The following is an 18,283-nucleotide window of genomic DNA, read 5'->3' as shown; positions in this document are numbered from 1 at the left end:
GCCCGCTGACGGGGCACTCAGTGCTGAGTCCTGGCCAAGCTCTCTGACGTGGAGGCGTGCGTGGCGGTTCGGCATCGGTTGATCAAGACGACTCCGCAGGCGGTGTGGGACGTCCTCGCGGACGGCACCCAGTACGCGGACTGGGTCGTGGGTACATCGTCCTCCACCCCCAAGCGGGGACAGTGGCCGCAGGTCGGCGCGGCGATCGACTACGAGGTGTCCCTCGGCCCGGTCAGCCTGACCAACGAGACGGTCGTCAGGCGCTGCGTGGAGGGCTCCGTGCTGGAGCTCGAGGCGATCGCCGGCCCGCTCGGCACGGCGCGGATCGCCATCGAGCTGCGGCCGTGGGGCGAGCAGTGCCTGGTGATCGTGGACGAACACCCCCTGCGCGGCGCCGGCGGAATGCTGCACAACATGGGCGTCGAGGCGCTGATCCAGCTGAGGCACCGGGCCATGCTCGCCCGGCTGGCCGGACTGTGCGAGGAGGAGGCCGGCGAGAAGCGCCGGCCGGACGCGGCTCCGGCGCCCGAACCGGGAGCCGGTCATGCCTGACGCCGTCGTGATCGGCTCCGGCCCCAACGGACTGGTCGCCGCGAACCTGCTCGCGGACGAGGGCTGGAGCGTGGAGGTCCTCGAGGAGCAGCCCGAGCCGGGCGGGGCCGTGCGGCACGACGGCGAGGTCGCCCCCGGCTTCGTGAACGACCTGTTCAGCTCCTTCTACCCGCTCGCCGCGGCCTCCCCGGTGCTGTCCGGCCTTCACCTGGAGAAGCACGGCCTGCGCTGGGCGCACGCGCCCCACGTACTCGCCCACCCCCTGACCGACGGCACGTGCGCGGTCCTCGACCGCGACGTCGGCACCACCGCCGCCTCCCTGGACGTCTTCGCACCCGGGGACGGCGCCGCCTGGCAGCGCCTGCACGACGTGTGGGACCGCTACCGGGCCGACATCCTGGACGCCCTCTTCACGCCCTTCCCGCCGGTGAAGGCCGCCGCCCGGCTGGCCCTGCGCCTGCGCGGCGCGGGCGGACTCCGGCTGGCCCGCACGCTGGTGCTGCCGGTGCGCCGGCTGGGCGAGGAGGAGTTCCGCGGGGAGGGCGGCAGACTGCTCCTGGCGGGCAACGCCCTGCACGCGGACCTCGCGCCCGAGGCCGCGGGCAGCGGCGGCTTCGGCTGGCTGATGTCGATGCTCGGCCAGACCTACGGCTTCCCCGTGCCGGTCGGCGGTTCCGGCGCCCTCACCGAGGCACTCGTGCGCCGGCTGCGCTCCCTCGGCGGCACCCTGCGCTGCGGACAGCGCGTGAACCGCGTCGTCGTCCGCGGCCGGCGCGCGGTGGGCGTGCGCACGGCCGGCGGGGAGACGATCGCCGCCCGGCGCGCCGTCCTCGCGAACGTGTCCGTGCCCGCCCTGTACGGGACGCTCGTCGACCCGGCGGACCTGCCCGGCCAGGTCCTCGCCGACCTCGAGCGCTTCCAGTGGGACTTCGCCACCTTCAAGGTGGACTGGGCGCTGAGCGGCCCCGTGCCCTGGCAGTGCGACCGGGCGGCCGGGGCGGGGACCGTGCACCTGGCCGACGGCCTCGACGAACTGACCCGCTTCGCCGCGCAGATCGCCATGCGGCAGGTCCCCGACCGCCCCTTCGCGCTGTTCGGCCAGATGACCACCTCCGACCGTTCCCGCTCACCCGAGGGCACCGAGTCAGCCTGGGCGTACACCCACGTCCCGCAGGACATCCGGGCCGACGCCGGCGAGGAGGGCATCACCGGCAGCTGGGACGCCAGGGAGCAGGAGCTCATGGCCGACCGGGTCGAGCGCCAGGTGGAGCGCTTCGCCCCCGGTTTCCGGTCCCTCGTCCGCGCCCGCCGCATCCTGGCCCCGCCGACCCTCCAGTCGATGGACGCCAATCTGCACGGCGGCGCCATCAACGGCGGCACCACGGCCATGCACCAGCAGCTCTTCTTCCGGCCCGTGCCCGGCACCGGCCGGCCGGAGACACCGGTCGCCGGCCTCTACCTCGCCTCCGCGGGAGCCCACCCGGGGGGCGGCGTGCACGGCGCCCCCGGCGCCAACGCGGCGCGGGCCGCCCTGCGTCAGCACCGGCTGGCCGGCCTCACCCGCGTCCAGCGCGTCCTGACCCGCCGCGACCGGACGGGCGACCGGCGATGACCGCCCCGGAGAAGGAAGGGAGGGGTCACCGGTGAACGCCAGTCCCCTTCACGGCCGCACCGTCGTGATCACCGGCGCCGCGCGCGGACTGGGCGCCGCACTGGCACGCGAGTGTGCGGGCCGGGGTGCCCGGCTCGCCCTGCTCGGTCACGAGAAGCCCCGGCTGGACACCCTGGCGGCGTCCCTGCCCGTTCCGGCGCTCGCCCTCGACGTCGACGTCACCGACGCCGCGGCCCTGGACGCCGCCGCGCACGAGGTGCGCGCGCGCCTCGGACTGCCGTCGGTCCTGGTGGCGAACGCCGGCATTGCCGAGGGCGGCCCGTTCGCCGCGTCCGACCCGGCCCAGTGGCGCCGCGTCATCGACGTGAACCTGACGGGCAGCGCCCAGACCGCGCGCGCGTTCCTGCCCGACCTGTTCCGGACGTCCGGGTACAGCCTCCAGATCGCCTCGACCGCGTCGTTCGGCGCCGCCCCCATGATGAGCGCCTACTGCGCCTCCAAGGCGGGCGTGGAGTCCTTCACCCACGCCCTGCGCGCCGAGGTGGCGCACCACGGGGTCGGCGTGGGCATCGCCTACCTCAACTGGATCGACACCGACATGATCCGCGACGCCGACCGGTACGCCGTCCTGCGCGAGCTGCGCGCCCACATGCCCGCACCGGCCCGCCGCACCTACCCGGCCGACTTCGTCGCCGCCCGCCTGGTGCGCGCCGTGGAACGCCGCCGGCCGGCCGTGTACGTGCCCGGATGGCTGCGCCTGGCGCAACCGGTGCGCGCCGCCCTGCCGGCCGCGGTGATGCGGGTGTCGCGCCGCGACCTGCCCGGGCTGGAGGCCGCGGGCGACATGAACCCCACCGGCCCGCTCGGTGCGGGCGGCCGGGCCGACCGCACGGTGGACGAACCCCGGACATAGCGGTGCGCACGGCGCGTCCCTCGGGCGGCCGGTGCGCGGACCGCGCCCCGGCCGCCCGAGGCAGGCCAGCTCGCCGACGCCGGACCGCGCCGCCGCGGCCCGGCGTCGGCCGACCGGAGGAGACCGTCATGCAGACCTTCCTGCCCCACCCCGGCTTCCGGGAGTCGGCGCTCGCACTGGACCGCCGCCGGCTGGGCAAGCAGCGGGTCGAGGCGCTCCAGGTGCTGCGCGGACTCACCGTGCCCGGCTACGGCTGGCGCCGGCACCCGGCGGTGCGGATGTGGACCGGCTACGAGGAGGCCCTCGTCCGCTACGGCCTGGAGATATGCCGGGTCTGGCGGGAACAGGGCCACCAGGACGGCTGCGCCGCCCAGCTCGTCGCCGGCCTCGCCGAGTCCCGTCCCGGCACCCCGGTGCGCTGCCAGCCGGAGCTGGCGGGCGCCGGGGAACTGCCGCCCTGGCTCGGCGACGACGCCTTCCACCTCAGCCACCGCTCGGCGCTGGTGCGCAAGGACCCGGAGGCCTACGCCGGACAGTTCCCCGGGGTTCCGGACGACCTGCCCTACATGTGGCCGGCCTCGGACCGCGAGCCGGGGGAGGCGGACACCACCGCGTAGGACCGTCAGGACGCCTGGCCGCCGGCGAGCTGCTTCATGTCGACGGTCTCACCGGCCGGCGGCTGCTCCGGCCGCACCGGCTCGTTGTAGTCGCTGAACGTCATGCTGCCCGGGTTCTTGCCGCCCTCGGTCGTGGTGCGCAGGAGGTAGGGCTCGTCCTCGGTGGCCACGTACAGGCTCAGCTGCTCGCCCTCCGCGGTCTTCTTGGTCAGTTGCAGCGCCTCCTCGCCGTCCACCTCCGTCGTGGAGCCGCGCTTGAGGTCCTTGCGCTCGGACTTGTCCTCGTCCAGCGCGGCGATGAAGCCCTGCTTGTCGCAGACACCGGCCAGGGACGCGTCGTCGGCGGGCATCTTCACCCACTTGTCCCGCAGCTTGGGCACCATCTGCTGGGCCGCGGCGGGCTGCTGCTGGAGGGCGGTGCGCCAGTACTGCTCGTCACCGCGCAGGAAGAGCGTCGCGTCGGTGTGCCGCACCTCCGCCTTCCCCTTGCCGGTGTCGATGGTGCCCTGACAGTTCTTCTCCTGGTCCACAGCGACGTCGACGGCGAGGGTGCTGCCGTCGGGCAGGCGGGTGTCGCCCTTCATGTGCACGGACTTCGCCTGGCGGGTGGCCTCGACCGCCTTCGCGGCGACGGCGTCGGCGCTCTGCCCCTCGAAGGGCTTGCCGTCGTCACCGGAGCCGTCGCCGCAGCCGGCGAGTAGGGCGAGCGAGACGCTCGCGGTCGCCACGGCGGTCGCCACTTTGCTGGTGCGCACAGTCGATCCCCTCTTCGAAACGCCAATTCCCTTGCGAACCCGGCCTGTTGACGCCGGAGCGTTCCGATTACCCCGATTCCCTCGTCCCTCACGTGATGACGGATTCGTGATCCTTCCGTGAAGGAGTCCCTGCGCGAAGTGGTCCCCGACAGCGGCCGGGAAGTGGACCTCTCGACGGACCGCCGGGCTTCCTAACGTCGTGTCCATGAACGCCACCACCACGCGCGGCACCCTGCTCGCCGCGCTCGCCTGTGTCCTCGTCGGAGGCTCCTTCACCGCCAACAGCCTGCTCGGCGACTACCCGTACGCGGGCGGCCAGTTCCTGCGCTACGCACTGGCCTTCCTGCTGCTCCTCCCGCTCGCCGGTCCGGGCGCCGGAGCCCGGCTGCGCACCCTCGGGGCCGGCCGGTGGCTCCGGCTGGCGCTGCTGGCCGCCGTCGGCATGGTCGGGTTCAACCTGGCCGTCCTCGCCGCCGAACGCACCGCCGAACCGGCGGTCCCCGGTGTCTTCGTGGGCTGCGCGCCGGTGGTCGTGGCCGTGCTCGTCCCGCTCCTCGACGGACGTCGGCCGCAACGGGCCGTGCTCCACGGCGCCACGCTCGTGGCCGTCGGGGCGTTCACGGTCCAGGGCTGGGGACGCACCGACGGCGCGGGCCTCGCCTTCTCCGTGTGCGCCCTGGCCGGCGAGGTCGGATTCGCGGTGCTCGCCGTGCCCGTCCTACGGCCCCTCGGCCCGCGGCTGCTGTCCGCGGTGGTGTGCGGGATCGCCGCCGTCGAGTCCGCCGTGGCCGGCGTGTCGGCCGACGGCGCCGGGTGGCTGCGGCGGCCGGACGCGGCGGAGACCGGTGCGCTGCTGTGGCAGGCCGTGGTGGTCACCGTCGTCGGGTTCGTGTGCTGGTACATGGGCATGCAGCGCATCGGGGCCGAGCGTGCCACCCTGTTCTCCGGCCTGATCCCCGTCGCCGCCGCCTGCACGGCCCCGCTCGTCGGCACGGGTGCCTACGGTGCCGCGCAGGCCGCGGGCAGCGCCCTGGTCTTCGCCGGGGTGGCCGTGGGATCGGGCGCCCTGCCCCGGTTCGCCCGACGCCGCCGCGCCGGGACGGGTCACGGGTTCGCGGAGCGCTCCTTGGAGAAGCTGTAGAGGTCCTCGGACGTCGTGATCAGCTCCCGCTGTTCCCCGCGGGAACCCACCATGGGCGGCGAACCGTGCAGCGGCACCTGGGCGCTCTCCGGCAGGAATCTCACCGTCACCAGGCCGATGGCGCCGGCCACCATCAGGTAGTAGGCGGGCATGAGGTCGTCGCCGGTGATGCTCACGAGGGCCTCGGTGACCAGCGGAGTGGTGCCGCCGAAGGCGGCGACGGCGAAGTTGAAGCCGATCCCCATGGCCGCGTAGCGGACGGCGGTGGGGAACAGCGCGGGCAGGGTGGCCGCGCTCGGCGCGGCGAAGCAGGCGAGCAGCGTGGACAGCAGTAGCACCCCGAGGACGGGCGCCGCGGTGCCGTGCGCCCTGAGGAGCAGGAACGCCGGCACGGCGAGGACGATCATCGCCGCCGCGCCGACGGCGTAGAGCGGACGGCGGCCGACGTGGTCGCTGAGCCGGCCGAGGAAGGTGATCAGGACGACGATCCACAGCATGCCGATCAGCACCAGCACGTCGGCGAAGGTGCTGGAGCGGTCCAGGGTCTCGGTCTGGTAGGTCGGCAGGTAGCCGGTGACCATGTAGTTGGTGACGTTGTAGAGCAGCACGATGCCCATGCACACGAGCAGGGGGCGCCAGTGCTCCCTGACGATGGTCCTGAACTCGCTGCCCGCCGACTCCTGGGCGAGGCTCTTCTCGTGTTCGTCGAGCTGTTGCTGGAAGGCGGGGGACTCCTCCAGCTTGAGCCGCATGTACAGGCCGATGACGCCGAGCGGACCGGCGATCAGGAACGGCAGCCGCCAGCCCCAGGACAGCATCTGGGCGTCGGTGAGCCACAGGTTCAGGCCGGTGACGAGCGCCGAGCCGAGGGCGTAGCCGACGAAGGTGCCGAAGTCGAGCCAGCTGGAGAGGAAGCCGCGCCGCCGGTCGGGCGAGTACTCGGCGACGAAGGTGGTGGCCCCGCCGTACTCACCGTCGGTGGAGAAGCCCTGGACCATCCGGGCGAGCAGCAGCAGGACCGGGGCGGCGAGGCCGATGGTGGCGTAACTGGGGATCAGTCCGATGGAGAACGTGCCGGCCGCCATCATGATCATGGTGGTGGCGAGCACCTTCTGCCGGCCGATGCGGTCCCCGAGAGGACCGAAGACGAGGCCGCCGAGCGGGCGCACCACGAACGCGGCGGCGAAGGTGGCGAACGACGAGATGACCTGGGCGGCCGGGGAGGCGCCGGGGAAGAACACCTTGCCGATGGTGGCGGCCAGGTAGCTGTAGACGCCGAAGTCGAACCACTCCATGCAGTTGCCCAGCGCCGACGCGCCGACCGCGCGTTTGAGCAGCGGCTTCTCGACGACCTGGATGTCCTCCTCGCGGAAGGCCCGCTTGGAGCGGCGGAGCCGGCCGGCCAGCTCCTCCCGCACCTGCCGTGGCAGGGCCGCGACCGTGCTCGGCGTCTTCGTCCGGCCGCGGGGGCCGGTCGGACCGTCAGGCTTCGCGTCCGTCACGCTGCCGCCTTTCTGTGACTGCACCACGTTTCGCCTCAGCGAATTCTGCGCCGCAGTGATCGACCGGCGCATGTCAGAGCTGCTGCCCGTGTTCACGCGGGTCACACCGCCGCATGTGCGTGTCCGGGCCGTCCGGCCTCCATGATGACGCCCGCCGCGTTTGCGACGTCGAACGCCTGGGCGAACGAGGGCGCGCACCCCGGCAGCGGGTCGCCGGGGTGCGCGCGGTTCGGTGCGAGGCCGCTCAGGGCTGTGCGGGCATGGTCCAGCAGTTGGAACCGGCCGGCTTGCCGTCCAGCCGGTCGGTGAGCCAGGAGATGGCGGTTCCCTGGTCGGTGAGCAGCGGAGCGGCGTGGTCGAGCAGCCCGCTGCCCACGCCCGGGAGCAGGACCGGCGCGTAGGTGACCCGGCCGCCCCTGCGGCACCAGTCGACGGCCAGCTGACGGGCCTGTCCGTGCGGGACGAGGCCGTCGCCGACGCCCGTGGCCACGCGCACCGGCCCGCTCGGCTTCGAGGTGCCGATGCGCTGCTCGTCGAGGAAGTCCCGGAGGCTGGGCTCGGCGCGGACGATGTCGCCGAGCGACTGTCCGGCCTTCGTCCAGGACGTGCTCTCGTCGCCGCCGTAGGAGAAGAGCGCGTCGCCGATGCACATGGTCGACAGGTCCTCCAGCGCCTTCTCGCCCTCGGCGTTCACGTACCGGTCGGCGATGGGCCGCAGGGACGGCTCGGCCTGGAGGAAGCCGTTGAGCGACCAGCCCAGTGCGCCCGCGAGGTCGCTGCCGTCGATCGCCTCCATCACCTTGGCCAGGTCCGCGGGCGGGGCGCCCGCGTAGGTGCCGGCCAGTTCCACGTCCGGGGCGTAGGACGGCTGGAGTTCGGCCGCGGCGGCCGTGGCCCCGCCGCCCTGGCTGTAGCCGAACAGTCCCACCCTCGAGCCGGCGGTGACCGACGCCGAGTCCAGGGCACGTGCGGCACGCACGGCGTCCAGCACCGCATGGGCCTCGTCGACGCGGTTGACGTAGGTGTGCAGCCGGTCGGTGGCACCGAGGCCCGCGTAGTCGGTGACGACGACCGCGACGCCGCGCGCCAGCAGCCGGTAGACCGACAGGTCCTCGTACCCGATGGAGACGGTGTCGGTGCCCAGCCGCAACGGGTGCTCGAGGCCCATCGACGCGGCGCACTGGTCGCCCTGGCCCATGGTGCCGGGGGCGACCACGACCAGCGGGCGCGGCCCGCCGCCGTGCCAGCGGGCCGTCGGCTCGATGTAGGCGCCGGTCACGGCGACCGGCTCGCCGTTCGAGTCCGTGGACTTGTACATCAGCCGGGTCGCCCGTCCCGGCAGGGGGCCGCCGAGGCTGGGCAGGCTCAGGGCGAGGCGCAGCGGCTCGCTGCGGATCAGGGCGCCGTCGGCGTCGGGCAGCGTGGCGGGCGGGGTGTAGAAGGCGGGTATCTCGACGCCGCGGGACACCACCGGGGCGGGACCGTCCGCCGCGGCCGCCGGTACGGCCTGGGCGCCGAGCGCGAGCGCCGCGGCGACGGCCGCGGCGAGCATGCGTGGACGTGTGGGCATGGCGAACTCCTGGGGAAGGGCCGGGCCGGTCGTCCGCCGGTCCGGGTGGGTGAGAGGCCGTGGTCGCGCTGCTGCTGTGGGTGTCGGGACCGTAACCGGCCAGGAGTTACCGCGGGTAGCAGCCGGTAGATTACGGTTCAGTAACTTGACGATCTGTCTAACAGCGGTCACCCGACGAGTGCTGCCGCACAGGTTGACGATCCGTCACCACGTCCACGCGGCGACAGATCGTGACCCATCCCTCCCACCGGTCGGTTCCGTACCCGGCCCCCGTGCCGCTAGCGGTCAATACAGCTAGCGCCTGCTGCGCACCAGCAGGTACAGGAAGTACGGCGTTCCGATCACCGCCGTCATGAGCCCGGCGCCGAGCTGGGCCGGGGCGATCACCGTGCGGCCCAGCAGGTCGGCCGTGCAGACGAGCGCCGCGCCCAGCAGGATCGCGACGGGGACGACCCGCACGTGCCGCCGGCCCACCAGGGCGCGCGCCGCGTGCGGTGCCACCAGGCCCACGAAGCCGATGGTGCCCGCGCAGGCCACGGCGGTCGCGCTGAGCAGCACGCTCAGCACCAGGAAGCCGAGGCGCCCCGGGCCCAGCGACAGGCCGAGCAGACGGGGCGTGTCCTCGTCCAGGGAGATCAGGTCCAGCTCCGTGCGCCGGGCCACCGCCACGACCGTGCCCACGGCCAGCACCAGGGCGACCGGCAGCACGTCCGGCAGGGTGCGCCCGTAGGTGGAACCCGACAGCCACGTCAGCGCCTTGGTGGCGTTGAACGGGTCGGTGAGCACGATCAGCAGGCTGATCAGCGCCGTCGTCGCGGCGGCGACACCGATGCCCACGAGGACCAGCCGGTTCTGCCGGAAACCGCCCCGCGCGGCGAGCCCGAAGACGACGACCGCCGTCACACCGGCCCCCGCGAACGCGGCTCCGGCGACCTCCCAGCCGCCGGCGACGGGCGCGCTCGTCACCAGGAGCACGGCACCCAGCGCCGCCCCGCCGGAGACGCCCAGGACACTCGGTTCCGCCAGCGGATTGCGGGTGACGGCCTGCACCAGCGTGCCGGACAGGGCGAGTGCCGCACCCGCGCCCAGCGCGGCGAGCACCCGCGGCACCCGGGTGTCCAGGACGAAGGAGACGGTTCGCCCGGCCTTCCCCTGGGCCCAGTTCACGACGTCACCGAGCAGCAGCTTGCTGTCGCCCACCAGGACGGCGGCCACGACCAGGCCGAGCAGGACGGCCACGAGAACCGCCACCGTCGCGAGGAACACCGCCCGGCTCGGGATGCGCAGCCGGTCCGGCGCCCCGGCCCCCGCGGTGTCCCGCAGCCGCACTGCCGTCACGACCAGGAACACGGCGCCGACCAGGCTCGTCACGACGCCCGTGGGCACGGCCACCGACAGGTCGTCCGGCACCAGGGCCCGCAGCAGCACGTCCGACCCGAGCACCAGGGCCGCGCCGCTGAGCGCGGCCACCGGCAGGGTCGCGCGGGAGCGGGCGAACCCGCGGAACCGGCGGGCGAGCGGACGCACCAGGGCGGGCGCGGCCAGGCCGACGAAGCCGATGGGGCCGGCCAGCGTGACCGCAGCCGCGGACAGCAGCGCCGCCAGGACGACCACCGTGACACGCGTGGCCCGCACCGGGACGCCCACACCGCGTGCCGCGTCGTCGCCGAGGGCGAGCGCGTCGATCCGACGGGCGGTCAGCATCAGTCCCGCCAGGCCGACCAGAGCGACCGGCAGTATCTGGAGGACGCCGTCGAACCCGTTCTGGGCGATGCTGCCCTGGTTCCACTGGTACAGGCCCTCGGTCCGTTCCGGGAACAGCAGGAGCAGCCCCTCGGTCACGGAGTTCAGCCCCAGCATCAGCGCGGTGCCGGCCAGGACGAGCCGGACGGTGCCCGTGCCGAGGCCGGACAGGCCGAGCACCACGGCCGCCGCCGCCAGACCGCCGGCGAAGGCGACACCGGAGGAGGCGATCACGGGGAGCGAGACGCCCGCGGCCCCGACCAGCCCGAGGGCCAGGTACGAACCGGCGTTCACCGCGAGGGTGTCGGGCGAGGCGAGGACATTGCGGCTGACCGCCTGGAGCACGGCGCCGGCCGTGCCGAGCACGGCGCCGACCAGGAGACCGGCGGTCATGCGCGGCAGCCGGGACGCGACGACGACGGACGCGTCGTCGGGGGCGGCCCGCCCGGTCAGGGCCTTGAACACCTCGGCGGGTCCGACGGCGGCGGTGCCCTGGGTGATGTCCACGACCGCGAGGAGGGCGACCAGGAGGACGAGCCCGGCCGTCACCGCGGCCGCGCCCGGCCGGGACGTGGGAGCCGTCGACGGACGGGCGGCGGGCTTCGTTGCGGTGACGGCCATGGCCCCGCTACTTCGTCAGCGCGCCGACGAGGGCGTCGATGTACGCCGACATCGAGGCCGGGCCGCCGAACATCCAGATGCCGTCGTCGAGCCGGTGCACGTCGCCGGCCTTCACGAACGGCAGGGACTTCCAGACCGAGTTCTTGGCCAGCGCGCCGGTGAACGGGGTGGCGTTCGGGTCGTCGTCGTTGCCGATGTAGGCGAACCGCACGCCCGCGGGCAGCTCGGTCAGCCCTTCGACGTCGGTGGAGCCGAGGCCGTAGGCCTCGTCGCCCTTCACCTTCCAGGCGTTGTTCAGGCCGACCGCCTCGTTGACCTCGCCGATGAGCGACGTCGCCGTGTAGGGGCGGACGGAGACCTGGTTGGAGGTGACGTAGCCGTCGGCGAAGGCGATCTCCTTGTCGGCCATTCCGGCATCGGCCAGGGCCTTCTTGCCCTCGGCGATCTTCGCCTCGAAGGTGTCGCGGACCGTCTTCGCCCGGTCCGCGGTGCCGGTGGCCCTGGCGATGAGGTCGACGTTCTCCAGCATCTGCCCGATCTGGTCCGCACCGTCGGCGGACGTGACCTCCAGCACCGGGGCGACCTCGCGCAGCTGCTTCACGGCGGCCGGCGGCAGGTCCGTGGTGGCGACGATCAGATCGGGGGCGAGCGAGGCGACGGTGTCCATGCTCGGCTCGCCGCGCGTGCCGATGTCCTTGGGCTCGTTCTTCAGCGGGGCGGCGGTGTCCCAGGTCCGGTAGCCCTTGACGTCGGCGACACCGACCGGGTCGACACCGAGCGAGACGAGGCTCTCCACGACGTTCCACTCGGTGGCGACGACCTTGGTGGCCGGGCCGTCGAGCTTCACCTCGGTGCCCTTGCCGTCCTTCAGCGTGACGGCCTCGGAGGCCTTCTTCTCCGTCTTGTCGGCGGCGGGTTCGGTGGTGCCGCAGGCGGCGAGGGTGAGCGCCGCGGCGGTGGTGGCTGCCGCGGTGAGCAGGAGGCGTCTCATGAGGTGGTGCCGAGCCTTTCGGTTCGTATGTGGTGGCGGCCGATCGGGCGGGTGCGCAAACGGCCGGTCAGGGGGTCGGTGTCGACGTCGATCCGGATGCCGTAGACGGCGGTCAGGCGTTCCGGCGTCAGGACGTCCTCGGGCGGGCCGTCGGCGACGATCCGGCCCGCTTCGAGCAGCGTGATCCGGTCGGCGACGGCCGCCGCCTGGTCGAGGTCGTGCAGGACGACGCCGACGGCGATCCCGTGGTCGTCCGCCAGATCACGCATGAGGTCGAGGAGTTCGATCTGGTAGCGCAGGTCGAGGTAGGTCGTCGGCTCGTCGAGGAGCAGTACGCCGGTCTCCTGGGCGAGACAGCTCGCGAGCCAGACCCGCTGCAACTGCCCGCCGGACAGGTGGTCGGCGCCGCGGTCGGCGAGACCGTCGACCCCGGTGAGCGCGAGCGCCCGGTCCACGGCGGCCGGACCGTCCGGATCGGGCCGCCCCCAGCGGCCCCGGTACGGATAGCGGCCGAACTCGACGACGTCCCGTACGGTCAGTCCGCCGGGCGTCGGCCTCCCCTGCGTCAGCAACGCGACGTGGCGGGAGAACTCACGCGCCGTCAGCGCCAGTCCGTCGGTGGTGCCGTCGATGCTGAGCGTGGCGCTGCGGGCCCGCTGCAGCCGGGCGATCGTCCGCAGCAGCGTCGACTTCCCGCTGCCGTTCGGACCCACCAGGACGGTCACTTCACCGGGCCTGAGCCCGACCGCGGCGTCGTGCACGACATCGACACCGTCGTACGACACGGTCACGCCCACGGCCGACAGCTCATGGCCCCGCAGGCGCGGGGTGCCGGCTGCGTCTTCACCAGATCTCACGTAACTAAGGTTAGCCTAACCTAAGAAGCGCTGGTAGCGGGGGGTGCCGGACGCCGCGGGCCGCGGAGTCGCGCGCCCGGTCTGCCTTCCTGGGGGGGCTTGATCAACTCACCGGCAGGGCGTGGGACTTCCACAATCCGGCGCGGTTCAGGGACTGCGGGCAGTGGAGGTAGATCTCGTCGATCTCCAGGAGCAGCGCCAGGTCGGGACGCCGGCCGTCCCGCGCCATCGCGTCGAAGAACGGCGCGTCGGTGAGGACGCGGGCCCGGCCGTTGATCCGCAGCACCTCCTTGCCGCCGGGGATCAGGTGGAGGAGCCCGGCGTGCGGGTTGTCGAGGACGTTGTGGAAACTGTCCCCCCGCCGGTTGCCCGGCCGGTCCGGCAGGGCGATGGTGGCGGCGTCCAGTACCCGCGTGAAGCCCGGGGCGTCGCCGCGCGGGGAGACGTCGCAGTTGCCGTCCGCGTCCGAGGTGGCGAGCAGGCAGAAGGGGGAGCGGGCCAGCATGTCCCGGTCCTCGTCGGTGAGACGGTCATGGACCTTGTCGATCACGACGGGCCAGGGCTCGCCCAGCAGCTCGCGGAGTTCGGCGCGGGAGCCGACCTCGGTCCAGCCCCTGTCGGTGACGGCGCCGGGCCGGTCCTCGGTCGTGTCGATCGTGTGCGGCAAGGCCGGCTCCCCACAGGTGTGCGTCCGAAGCGAATGGTTGCACGCAGCACTTAACTGACTTAGGTTCGGCTTACCTAACCGACTGGCGAGGTCAGAAGGCGTACCGGATGCGCAGCCAGGGTGCGTGGGCGTCGGCCAGCGCGCGGAGCCGGGCGACCGCGTCCGCCTTGACGCGGGTGCGGTAGCGCACGTTGAGCGCCCCGTTCTCGGAGCGCTTGGCCTGCTGGAGCTCCGGCCGCCACAGGGTGTCCTCCGCCCGCGGGTGCCAGCCCAGGTTGACCTCGTGCAGCTCCCGGTTGTGCGTCAGCATGATCACCTCGGCGGCGGCCTGCCGCTTCACCCGGTCCGGCAGGACGTCGTCGAGGTGCCTCAGCAGCTCCGCCCAGGCATCCTCCCAGCCGGGCCGCACGACCACGGGGGACAGGTTGAAGTGCACCTCGTACCCGGCGTCGAGGAAGTCGGCCGCCGCGGCGATGCGTTCCGCGACCGGGGAGGTGCGCACGTCCAGCAGCCGGGAGTCGTCCGGCGGCATCACCGAGAAGCGGATCCGGGTCCGGCCCCGCGGGTCGAGGGCGAGCAGGTCCGGGTTGACGAACTTGGTGGCGAAGGACGCCTTGGCCGTCGGCCAATGCCGGAAGGCGTGCACCAGGTCCGCCGTGTTGTCGCTGATCAGGGCGTCCACCGAGCAGTCGCCGTTCTCGCCGATGTCGTACACCCAGGCCTCGGGGTCGCACTGGTTCGGCTCGGGTTTGGGCCCCTGCCGGGCGATGTGCCGGCCGAGATGGGCGATGATCCGGTCGATGTTGGTGAAGACGGTGACGGGGTTGGCGTACCCCTTGCGCCGGGGCACGTAGCAGTAGGCGCAGGCCATCGCGCAGCCGTTGGAGGCGCCCGGTGCGATCCAGTCCGCGGAGCGGCCGTTGGGGCGCGTGGTCAGCGTCTTCCTATCGCCCAGGACGAGCGTCTCGCCCTTGACGCGCACCCAGCGCTCGACGTTGCCCTCGTTGCCGTGCAGACCGGGGATGCGCCAGTGGGAGCCGACCTCGACCACCCGGGCCTCGGGGAACCGGGCGATCACCTGACGGCCGCGCGGGGACGCGGCGGCGGCGGGCTCGGCGTGGATCTCGCGCACGGGCAGCAGCCGGCGGGCCGCCGCCGAGTCCCGGAACAGCGGCCCGGCGCCGGGTGCGGAGGCGGGCGCGGCGGCCGGGGGCAGGGGCGGCAGGGCGTCGAGGCCGAACAGGGTGCCGGAGCCGTCGTCCGGTGCGGTGGACGGGTCGTGCATGAGAGCTCCGGTGCGCGAGTGCCAGGACGGACCGCCTCGGGCCTCGGTGTGCCGCGGGACGGTCCCGGTCCCTCCACTGTACGAAAGCGCGCGGTGTCTCCCGTCCCGTCGGGGGCATACGCGTGACACGGCACCGGCCCGGTGCCACCTATCCGAAGGGGTGTACACCGTGCTCGCCATCATCGCGGCGGTCCTGTTCCTCATCGCCTGGCTGATCAACGCGGCGGAGATCTCGACCAACGACGTCTTCACCTCGACCAACGTCATGCTCATCGGCCTCGCCCTGCTGGCCCTGCACGTCGCCGGGATAGGCAGCGGCCTGGCGGCGCGCGGGCGCCGCCGCTGAGCCAACCGGCCGGCGCCCCGGGCCGGAGGACACGCGCGGCGCCCGCCTCCGTCAGGGGATGCGCGCCACGCCCGCGTAGATGCCGCTCTCCTTCGCGACGGGCGGCTCCTGGCCGGCGCCGTACCACTCGGTGGCGGTGACCAGACCCGGCGGCACCAGTTCCAGTCCGTCGAAGAACCGGGCCACCTCCGCCCGGGTGCGGAAGCCGAGCCGGATGCCGCCCTTGGCGTACTGGGCGATCACCTGTTCCGCCAGCTCGGGGAACAGGTCGATCGCGGCGTGCGAGAGCACCAGGTGGCTGCCCGGCGGAAGGGTGGCCACCAGGCCGCGGACGATGCCGTGGGCGTCCTGGTCGTCCGGGACGAAGTGCATCAGGGCGATCAGCGACAACGCGACGGGCCGGTCGAAGTCCAGGATCTCGCGGGCGTGCCGCACTATCTCCTGCGGCTCGCGCACGTCGGCCTGGATGTAGTCCGTGGCGCCCTCGGGGCTGCTGACCAGCAGCGCCTCCGCGTGCCGCAGCACGATCGGGTCGTTGTCGGCGTAGACGACCCTGGCCGCCGGCACCGTGCGCTGGACGATCTGGTGCAGGTTGGGCTCGGTGGGGATGCCCGTGCCGATGTCCAGGAACTGGTCGATGCCCTGAGCGGCGAGATGGGCCACGGCGCGGTTCATGAACGCGCGGTTCTGCCGCGCCGCGTCCCGAGCCTCGGGCGGCAGCGTCTCGCCCACCGCCTCGTCGACGGGGTAGTTGTCCTTGCCGCCCAGCAGCCAGTCGTAGACCCGCGCGGGATGGGCCCGGCTGGTGTCGAGGCGAGGGGGCTGGGAATGGTCCGTCGTCATGGCACGCTCCGTCGTCCGGGAGGTGAGGCCTCGCCGCTGATCTCGATCATCGTACTGCCCGGCGATCGTGCCATGTGCGGTGTGTATGACTGGAGTTGAGGTCGTCTGTGCCCCGGGAGCCCGACGGGCTCCCGGGGCACAGGTCCCTCCCGTCAGCGGGGAAGGGGCAGTTGGCCCGGGTGGGCGGGTCAGCCGGCGGACACGTCCGTCACCGTCCACCGCTGGTTGGTACCGGAGTTGGGCGGCCAGGTCGTGACGGCCGCGCCCTGGTGCGTCGCCTGCCCGCCGACCTCCAGCAGGCGTCCGGTGGCGGCGTTGACGAGTGTCCAGGTGCCGTCGCCGGTGGTCGACAGCAGCCATTCGGCGGCCGCGTCGCGCCTCCCGGTGTCCCGTTCGGCCACCGGGACGTCGTCGCGTACGGCCAGCCGCGTGCCGGCCCGCGGGTCGGTGAAGACGTAGCGGTCGCGGACTCCGCTGCCGGGGCGCACCGCACTCAGCCGCCACTGCTGGGCGGCCGTGCCGGTCCCCGGGCCGAGGACCAGGCTCGTGCCGTCGTCCGCGACGTTGACGGCCCTGCCGCTCTGCACTCCGGTCAGCGTGTAGGTGTGGCCCTTGCGGAGAGCCGGGGCGTCCTGGGCGACACCGGAGACGCCCTTGATCTCGAAGGAGGTCACGGACTGCGCGGGCACGGTGAAGGTGGCCGCGCGGTCATGGACCCTGATCGGGGCCTGCTTCGCGAGTCTGCCGTCGGCGCTGGTCACGACCGGGGTGACGGTGGCCCCGCGGCCGACGCTGCGGAATTTCGACAGGTCGACGGTGACCGTGCGGGCCTCGGTCGTTCGGTTGACGTGGACGAGCGAGGCGCCCTTGCCGTCCCGGGTGACCGCGGCGGCGCTGGAGGTGTCGTCCGTCCTGATCAGCCGGTCGCCGGGCTTGATGAAGTGGGTGAAGTTGCGTGCCGTGTCGAACTTGGTGTTCGTCCGGACCGGGCAGGTCTCCAGGGTGTCCTGGTCGGTGCAGCCGAACGGGACCTGGATGCTGCCCCAGTTGCCGCCCTTCGCGGACTCGCCGCCGGGCTTCATGTTGTCGTAGTCCTCGACGGGCTGCCAGAACACCCAGGCACGGGGCTCGAGTTCACGCAGGTCGTCGACGATCTGCTGGGCGAGGCCGAGGCCGGGCCGCATGTCCTCGAAGTCCTGCCCGTCGCCCCAGTCGCCGCCGACCTCGCTCATCCACAGCGGCTTGCCGGCGGCCTTGGCCAGGTCGCGCACGGTGGTGCGCTGGCCGGTGCCGTAGGTGTGCACGTTCATCTGGCCGACGAGGTCGCGGTCGGCCTGGGAGTACGCGCTCCAGTTCTTCGCGTAGGTGCCGGGGTCGGTCTCGTCCATCGCCGAGATGTCCGCCTTGACCTTCTCCTTCCTCAGCGCGGGGGCGAGGGCCTGGATCACCTTGCGCTGGAGCTCGGGGCCGATGTGGGCCCCCTCCTGCCGGCCGCCGACGGGTTCGCCGTCGGCCCCCAACTGAGTCCCCCAGTACGGTGTGTTGGGCTCGTTGAACGGGTCGACGGTGTCGACCTCGATGCCCTCGGCCTTCTCCAGCCGCCTGGTCGCTCCCGCCAGATAGGCGGCGAAGTCGTCGACCGAGTCGGTCCTGAGCTGGTCGGCGGAGGAGTCGAAGCCGCCGGAGACGTAGCCGCTGACGGTCATGAACCACGGCGGTGAGTTGCTGAACGTCTCCCAGTGGTCGATGTCGTCCTTGATGCGCTCGACCCACCAGCGCTGGGTGGCGTCGGCATCCTCGTTCCAGTCGGCCGGGTCGTCGGCGCTCCACCACTCGGTGTCCTCGCGGGTGGTGCCCGCGGGCGCCTTCCACCAGCCCTCGACGGCACCGCCGGCGCGCAGGTAGTCCCCGACGCCGGGCGCGTTGCCGCCCCCGATGTTGTAGCGGGCGATGTTCAGCCCGAGGCCGTCGTCGCCGAAGAGGAGGCGGGCCAGCTTCTCGCGGATCTCGGGCGGGTAGTCGCCGGTGGCGTTGGCGAACCAGACCAGACTGGTGCCCCAGCCCTCGAACGCCTCCTGCTGGTACGACGGGTCCGGCCGCACGGTGACGGAGGCGGCGGCCGCGGCGGGTTCGGCCTGTGCGGGGACACTGATCAGAGCGGCCCCGGTGGCCAGGGCGGTGAGCGCAGCGGCCCCGAGAAGGCGTCTGCTGCGGGTACGGCGTGCCATCGTGTGCTCCCAACGGGAAGGTGTGGTCGCTGCGGTGGCC

Annotated in this window: 16 protein-coding genes; 6 read left to right on the top strand and 10 right to left on the bottom strand. The window is 73.2% G+C overall.

The features are described from left to right. Positions 1–60 precede the first annotated feature (60 nt). From AC0VYN_RS19635 to AC0VYN_RS19620, 4 genes are all read left to right on the top strand, one after another. On the top strand, positions 61–552 hold the full coding sequence (locus tag AC0VYN_RS19635; protein WP_475531989.1) for an SRPBCC family protein: 492 nt from the start codon (positions 61–63) through the stop codon (positions 550–552). Next, positions 545–2,164, top strand: coding sequence for a phytoene desaturase family protein (locus tag AC0VYN_RS19630; protein ID WP_475531988.1), 1,620 nt, complete (start codon positions 545–547; stop codon positions 2,162–2,164). The genes AC0VYN_RS19635 and AC0VYN_RS19630 overlap by 8 nt, the downstream gene beginning before the upstream one ends. A gap of 31 nt (positions 2,165–2,195) precedes the next feature. Beyond that, complete coding sequence (locus AC0VYN_RS19625) at positions 2,196–3,077, top strand: SDR family oxidoreductase (RefSeq protein WP_475531987.1); 882 nt, start codon at positions 2,196–2,198, stop codon at positions 3,075–3,077. Between the two features lie 128 nt (positions 3,078–3,205). Further along, a complete protein-coding gene (locus tag AC0VYN_RS19620; protein WP_475531986.1) occupies positions 3,206–3,694 on the top strand; it encodes an MSMEG_6728 family protein in 489 nt (162 codons plus the stop codon). Positions 3,695–3,699: 5 nt separating this feature from the next. On the opposite strand, the gene AC0VYN_RS19615 is transcribed toward AC0VYN_RS19620, so the two are convergent. Then, positions 3,700–4,449: a hypothetical protein gene (locus tag AC0VYN_RS19615; protein ID WP_475531985.1), complete on the bottom strand. Its 750-nt coding sequence runs from the start codon at positions 4,447–4,449 to the stop codon at positions 3,700–3,702. Between the two features lie 205 nt (positions 4,450–4,654). Here AC0VYN_RS19615 and AC0VYN_RS19610 point away from each other — a divergent pair, with 205 nt between their 5' ends. Beyond that, entirely contained in the window at positions 4,655–5,590 is a 936-nt protein-coding gene (locus AC0VYN_RS19610) for an EamA family transporter (RefSeq protein ID WP_475531984.1), read from the top strand. Here the strand turns inward: AC0VYN_RS19610 and AC0VYN_RS19605 are convergent. The 7 genes from AC0VYN_RS19605 to AC0VYN_RS19575 all read right to left on the bottom strand — a co-directional run bounded on the left by AC0VYN_RS19605 (position 5,554) and on the right by AC0VYN_RS19575 (position 14,826). Further along, positions 5,554–7,092, bottom strand: a complete 1,539-nt coding sequence (locus tag AC0VYN_RS19605; protein ID WP_475531983.1) for an MFS transporter — start codon at positions 7,090–7,092, stop codon at positions 5,554–5,556. The genes AC0VYN_RS19610 and AC0VYN_RS19605 overlap by 37 nt on opposite strands. A gap of 244 nt (positions 7,093–7,336) precedes the next feature. Continuing rightward, positions 7,337–8,662, bottom strand: coding sequence for a lipase family protein (locus AC0VYN_RS19600; RefSeq protein ID WP_475531982.1), 1,326 nt, complete (start codon positions 8,660–8,662; stop codon positions 7,337–7,339). 294 nt (positions 8,663–8,956) lie between these two features. After that, on the bottom strand, positions 8,957–11,026 hold the full coding sequence (locus tag AC0VYN_RS19595; RefSeq protein WP_475531981.1) for an iron ABC transporter permease: 2,070 nt from the start codon (positions 11,024–11,026) through the stop codon (positions 8,957–8,959). A 7-nt stretch (positions 11,027–11,033) separates the two neighbouring features. Further along, a complete protein-coding gene (locus AC0VYN_RS19590; RefSeq protein ID WP_475531980.1) occupies positions 11,034–12,017 on the bottom strand; it encodes an iron-siderophore ABC transporter substrate-binding protein in 984 nt (327 codons plus the stop codon). Next, positions 12,014–12,874: an ABC transporter ATP-binding protein gene (locus AC0VYN_RS19585; RefSeq protein ID WP_475531979.1), complete on the bottom strand. Its 861-nt coding sequence runs from the start codon at positions 12,872–12,874 to the stop codon at positions 12,014–12,016. Before AC0VYN_RS19585 ends, AC0VYN_RS19590 begins: the two co-directional genes overlap by 4 nt. Positions 12,875–12,977: 103 nt before the next feature. Then, positions 12,978–13,541: an MSMEG_1061 family FMN-dependent PPOX-type flavoprotein gene (locus AC0VYN_RS19580; RefSeq protein WP_475531978.1), complete on the bottom strand. Its 564-nt coding sequence runs from the start codon at positions 13,539–13,541 to the stop codon at positions 12,978–12,980. Between the two features lie 91 nt (positions 13,542–13,632). After that, on the bottom strand, positions 13,633–14,826 hold the full coding sequence (locus tag AC0VYN_RS19575; protein ID WP_475531977.1) for a spore photoproduct lyase family protein: 1,194 nt from the start codon (positions 14,824–14,826) through the stop codon (positions 13,633–13,635). Positions 14,827–14,995: 169 nt separating this feature from the next. Between AC0VYN_RS19575 and AC0VYN_RS19570 the strand changes: the two genes are divergently transcribed. After that, positions 14,996–15,172, top strand: coding sequence for a hypothetical protein (locus AC0VYN_RS19570; protein ID WP_385468670.1), 177 nt, complete (start codon positions 14,996–14,998; stop codon positions 15,170–15,172). Positions 15,173–15,223: 51 nt separating this feature from the next. On the opposite strand, the gene AC0VYN_RS19565 is transcribed toward AC0VYN_RS19570, so the two are convergent. Both AC0VYN_RS19565 and AC0VYN_RS19560 read right to left on the bottom strand, forming a co-directional pair. Further along, on the bottom strand, positions 15,224–16,015 hold the full coding sequence (locus AC0VYN_RS19565; protein ID WP_475531976.1) for an SAM-dependent methyltransferase: 792 nt from the start codon (positions 16,013–16,015) through the stop codon (positions 15,224–15,226). A gap of 188 nt (positions 16,016–16,203) precedes the next feature. Further along, on the bottom strand, positions 16,204–18,243 hold the full coding sequence (locus AC0VYN_RS19560) for an RICIN domain-containing protein (RefSeq protein WP_475531975.1): 2,040 nt from the start codon (positions 18,241–18,243) through the stop codon (positions 16,204–16,206). Positions 18,244–18,283 lie beyond the last annotated feature (40 nt).

This window comes from Streptomyces sp. 63XJN7_1_ISO-PGPR-S23-121 (genome assembly GCF_056173025.1).
This window is presented reverse-complemented; position numbering and strand designations above follow the sequence as displayed.